Source organism: Frigoribacterium sp. 2355 (assembly GCF_054060695.1).
Genome location: NZ_JBSSDL010000025.1, coordinates 1 through 5,426, shown reverse-complemented (window position 1 = coordinate 5,426; position 5,426 = coordinate 1). Strand labels below are relative to the sequence as shown.

Genomic DNA, 5,426 nt, shown 5'->3' with positions numbered 1-5,426 from the left:
GTGCGTTTGGTCCTTGAGAACTCAACAGCGTGCACATTGTCAAATGCCAAATTATACCCTGGCATTGCTTGTGGCTTCATCTTTGGTGGGGTTGTGAGTGGTGTTTAGGTTTCTTTGAGATTGATGGACAACAACAATCGTCAGATTGTTTTGTTCTTTAGTCAGCATCAAATTCAGCAGTCATGGCCTATTCCGGTTGTGCTGTTTTTTCTTTTACGGAGAGTTTGATCCTGGCTCAGGACGAACGCTGGCGGCGTGCTTAACACATGCAAGTCGAACGATGAACTGGAGCTTGCTCCAGGGATTAGTGGCGAACGGGTGAGTAACACGTGAGTAACCTGCCCTTGACTCTGGGATAAGCGCTAGAAATGGCGTCTAATACCGGATACGAGCTTCAGCCGCATGGCTAGGAGTTGGAAAGAATTTTGGTCAAGGATGGACTCGCGGCCTATCAGCTAGTTGGTGAGGTAATGGCTCACCAAGGCGACGACGGGTAGCCGGCCTGAGAGGGTGACCGGCCACACTGGGACTGAGACACGGCCCAGACTCCTACGGGAGGCAGCAGTGGGGAATATTGCACAATGGGCGAAAGCCTGATGCAGCAACGCCGCGTGAGGGATGACGGCCTTCGGGTTGTAAACCTCTTTTAGTAGGGAAGAAGCGAAAGTGACGGTACCTGCAGAAAAAGCACCGGCTAACTACGTGCCAGCAGCCGCGGTAATACGTAGGGTGCAAGCGTTGTCCGGAATTATTGGGCGTAAAGAGCTCGTAGGCGGTTTGTCGCGTCTGCTGTGAAATCTGGGGGCTCAACCCCCAGCCTGCAGTGGGTACGGGCAGACTAGAGTGCGGTAGGGGAGATTGGAATTCCTGGTGTAGCGGTGGAATGCGCAGATATCAGGAGGAACACCGATGGCGAAGGCAGATCTCTGGGCCGTAACTGACGCTGAGGAGCGAAAGCATGGGGAGCGAACAGGATTAGATACCCTGGTAGTCCATGCCGTAAACGTTGGGAACTAGATGTGGGGGCCATTCCACGGTCTCCGTGTCGCAGCTAACGCATTAAGTTCCCCGCCTGGGGAGTACGGCCGCAAGGCTAAAACTCAAAGGAATTGACGGGGGCCCGCACAAGCGGCGGAGCATGCGGATTAATTCGATGCAACGCGAAGAACCTTACCAAGGCTTGACATATACCGGAAACGTCCAGAGATGGTCGCCCCGCAAGGTCGGTATACAGGTGGTGCATGGTTGTCGTCAGCTCGTGTCGTGAGATGTTGGGTTAAGTCCCGCAACGAGCGCAACCCTCGTTCTATGTTGCCAGCACGTTATGGTGGGAACTCATAGGAGACTGCCGGGGTCAACTCGGAGGAAGGTGGGGATGACGTCAAATCATCATGCCCCTTATGTCTTGGGCTTCACGCATGCTACAATGGCCGGTACAAAGGGCTGCGATACCGTAAGGTGGAGCGAATCCCAAAAAGCCGGTCTCAGTTCGGATTGAGGTCTGCAACTCGACCTCATGAAGTCGGAGTCGCTAGTAATCGCAGATCAGCAACGCTGCGGTGAATACGTTCCCGGGCCTTGTACACACCGCCCGTCAAGTCATGAAAGTCGGTAACACCCGAAGCCAGTGGCCTAACCCTTGTGGATGGAGCTGTCGAAGGTGGGATCGGTGATTAGGACTAAGTCGTAACAAGGTAGCCGTACCGGAAGGTGCGGCTGGATCACCTCCTTTCTAAGGAGCATGTACTCGCCCCGCGGTATACACGGGGGTCAACGGGTCAAGTCGGTTTCGAAGCGAATGTCTTCGGCCGGCGCTCATGGGTGGAACATTGACAATGGCTCTTTGCGGAGAGCATCAGCGCTAGTACGGCACCTTTGGGTGTCTGGAAGGTGAGGGTGTTCGAGGTGGGGGGCGTGCACGCTGTTGGGTCCTGAGGGACCAAGCACCCATGCTTTGAGTGTGGGGGTTTTTCCTCTGGGCCATGAAAGTCCTGCATCAATCGCAGGGTGATCGTGGTGCCGCCCGTATTTTGAGAACTACACAGTGGACGCGAGCATCTTAGTCGCAAGCAGGGCCGGCCTTCGGGTTGGTTGTTGTTTGTGATACTAAGTGCAATTTCTTAGACCAATCCGCCCTTTGGGTGTGGTTGGCGAATGAGATAACACTGAGCTGTCAGTCTTTGGCTGGCAGCAACTTTGTGGTCAAGTTTCTAAGAGCAAACGGTGGATGCCTTGGCATCTGGAGCCGAAGAAGGACGTAGAAATCTGCGATAAGCCTCGGGGAGCTGATAATCGAGCCCTGATCCGAGGATTTCCGAATGGGGAAACCCCGCCAGGCGTTATGTCTGGTGACTCCCGCCTGAATATATAGGGCGGGTAGAGGGAACGTGGGGAAGTGAAACATCTCAGTACCCACAGGAAGAGAAAACAACAGTGATTCCGTCAGTAGTGGCGAGCGAAATCGGAAGAGGCTAAACCGGTCATGTGTGATAGACGGCGGTCGTTGCATGGTCGGGGTTGTGGGACCCGTTGTCCTGTTCTGCCGGACAGGAACAGTTACAGCGCAGTATAGGCGAACAGCTTTGAATGGCTGGTCATAGAGGGTGCGAACCCCGTAGCCGAAATGCTGGCGCTGGCTGAATGGGGATCCCAAGTAGCTCGGGGCCCGAGAAATCCCGTGTGAATCTGTCAGGACCACCTGATAAGCCTAAATACTCCCAGATGACCGATAGCGGACAAGTACCGTGAGGGAAAGGTGAAAAGTACCCCGGGAGGGGAGTGAAATAGTACCTGAAACCGTTTGCTTACAAACCGTTGGAGCCTCCTTGTAGGGGTGACAGCGTGCCTTTTGAAGAATGAGCCTGCGAGTTAGCGATATGTGGCGAGGTTAACCCGTGTGGGGTAGCCGTAGCGAAAGCGAGTCTTAATAGGGCGATCCAGTCGCATGTCCTAGACCCGAAGCGAAGTGATCTATCCATGGCCAGGTTGAAGCGACGGTAAGACGTCGTGGAGGACCGAACCCACTTAGGTTGAAAACTGAGGGGATGAGCTGTGGATAGGGGTGAAAGGCCAATCAAACTTCGTGATAGCTGGTTCTCTCCGAAATGCATTTAGGTGCAGCGTTGCGTGTTTCTTGCCGGAGGTAGAGCTACTGGATGGCCGATGGGGCCCAAAAGCTTACTGACGTCAGCCAAACTCCGAATGCCGGTAAGTGAGAGCGCAGCAGTGAGACGGTGGGGGATAAGCTTCATCGTCGAGAGGGAAACAACCCAGACTACCAACTAAGGTCCCTAAGCGTGTGCTAAGTGGGAAAGGATGTGGAGTTGCATAGACAACCAGGAGGTTGGCTTAGAAGCAGCCACCCTTGAAAGAGTGCGTAATAGCTCACTGGTCAAGTGATTCCGCGCCGACAATGTAACGGGGCTCAAGCACACCACCGAAGTTGTAGATTTCGTATTATAGACAAGCCTTCGTGGTTCAGTCGTACGGAGTGGTAGGAGAGCGTCGTGTGGCCAGTGAAGCGGCGGTGTAAACCAGCCGTGGAGGCCACACGAGTGAGAATGCAGGCATGAGTAGCGAAAGACGGGTGAGAAACCCGTCCTCCGAAAGACCAAGGGTTCCAGGGCCAGGTTAATCCGCCCTGGGTAAGTCGGGACCTAAGGCGAGGCCGACAGGCGTAGTCGATGGACAACGGGTTGATATTCCCGTACCGGCGAAGAACCGCCCAAGCTAATCCAGTGGTGCTAAGAGTCCTAACCCGGCTGAGTGGATCCCTTCGGGGTGATGCCGGCCGGTCTAACGCTCGACCCCATGCTGGTGCGGTTAACGTATTAACAGGTGTGACGCAGGAAGGTAGCTGAGCCAGGCGATGGTATCCGTAAGGTGAACCTGGTGTAAGGATGTAGGGCTGACGATAGGCAAATCCGTCGTCAATGCGCCTGAGATCCGATGCGTACCCCGATTGGGGGAAATCAGTGATCCTATGCTGCCGAGAAAAGCATCGACGTGAGGTTCAAGCCGCCCGTACCCCAAACCGACTCAGGTGGTCAGGTAGAGAATACCAAGGAGATCGAGAGAATCGTGGTTAAGGAACTCGGCAAAATGCCCCCGTAACTTCGGGAGAAGGGGGGCCGGAACCGTGATGGGATTTACTCCCGGAGCGGGAAAGGCCGCAGAGACCAGTGGGAAGCGACTGTTTACTAAAAACACAGGTCCGTGCCAAGTCGCAAGACGATGTATACGGACTGACGCCTGCCCGGTGCTGGAAGGTTAAGAGGAAGGGTTAGCGCAAGCGAAGCTCAGAATTTAAGCCCCAGTAAACGGCGGTGGTAACTATAACCATCCTAAGGTAGCGAAATTCCTTGTCGGGTAAGTTCCGACCTGCACGAATGGCGTAACGACTTCCCAGCTGTCTCAACCGCGAACTCGGCGAAATTGCACTACGAGTAAAGATGCTCGTTACGCGCAGCAGGACGGAAAGACCCCGTGACCTTTACTACAGCTTGGTATTGGTGTTCGGAGTGGCTTGTGTAGGATAGGTGGGAGACTGTGAAGCTTGGACGCTAGTTCAGGTGGAGTCATTGTTGAAATACCACTCTGGTCACTTTGGATATCTAACTACGAACCGTGATCCGGTTCTGGGACAGTGCCTGGTGGGTAGTTTAACTGGGGCGGTTGCCTCCCAAAAAGTAACGGAGGCGCCCAAAGGTTCCCTCAACCTGGTTGGCAATCAGGTGTCGAGTGTAAGTGCACAAGGGAGCTTGACTGTGAGACTGACAAGTCGAGCAGGGACGAAAGTCGGGACTAGTGATCCGGCAGTGGCTTGTGGAAGCGCTGTCGCTCAACGGATAAAAGGTACCTCGGGGATAACAGGCTGATCTTGCCCAAGAGTCCATATCGACGGCATGGTTTGGCACCTCGATGTCGGCTCGTCGCATCCTGGGGCTGGAGTAGGTCCCAAGGGTTGGGCTGTTCGCCCATTAAAGCGGTACGCGAGCTGGGTTTAGAACGTCGTGAGACAGTTCGGTCCCTATCCGCTGCGCGCGTAGGAAATTTGAGAAGATCTATCCCTAGTACGAGAGGACCGGGATGGACGAACCTCTGGTGTGTCAGTTGTCCTGCCAAGGGCACCGCTGATTAGCTACGTTCGGAACGGATAACCGCTGAAAGCATCTAAGCGGGAAGCCGGCTTCGAGATGAGATTTCCATACCCTTAGGGGTGAGAGGCTCCCAGCTAGACTACTGGGTTGATAGGCCGGATGTGGAAGTGGGGACTAACGACCCATGGAGCTGACCGGTACTAATAAGCCGATAACTTGACAACACTCCCTCCCTGTAGAGGTGGGGGAAAGCTGCTTGCGTCCACTATGTGGTTCCCGAAATACGGTCGGGAACAACTCAACAGACAAGTCGCCACATCTGTAACG

At 54.5% G+C, this 5,426-nt stretch carries 2 rRNA genes; both read left to right on the top strand.

Going from position 1 to position 5,426, the window contains the following annotated elements:
• Positions 1-212 precede the first annotated feature (212 nt).
• Positions 213-1,732, top strand: a 16S ribosomal RNA gene (locus tag ACVJ1F_RS15360).
• 468 nt (positions 1,733-2,200) lie between these two features.
• Positions 2,201-5,323: ribosomal RNA gene (locus tag ACVJ1F_RS15355) — 23S ribosomal RNA — on the top strand.
• The 16S and 23S rRNA genes sit together here, the layout of an rRNA operon.
• Positions 5,324-5,426: the final 103 nt, after the last annotated feature.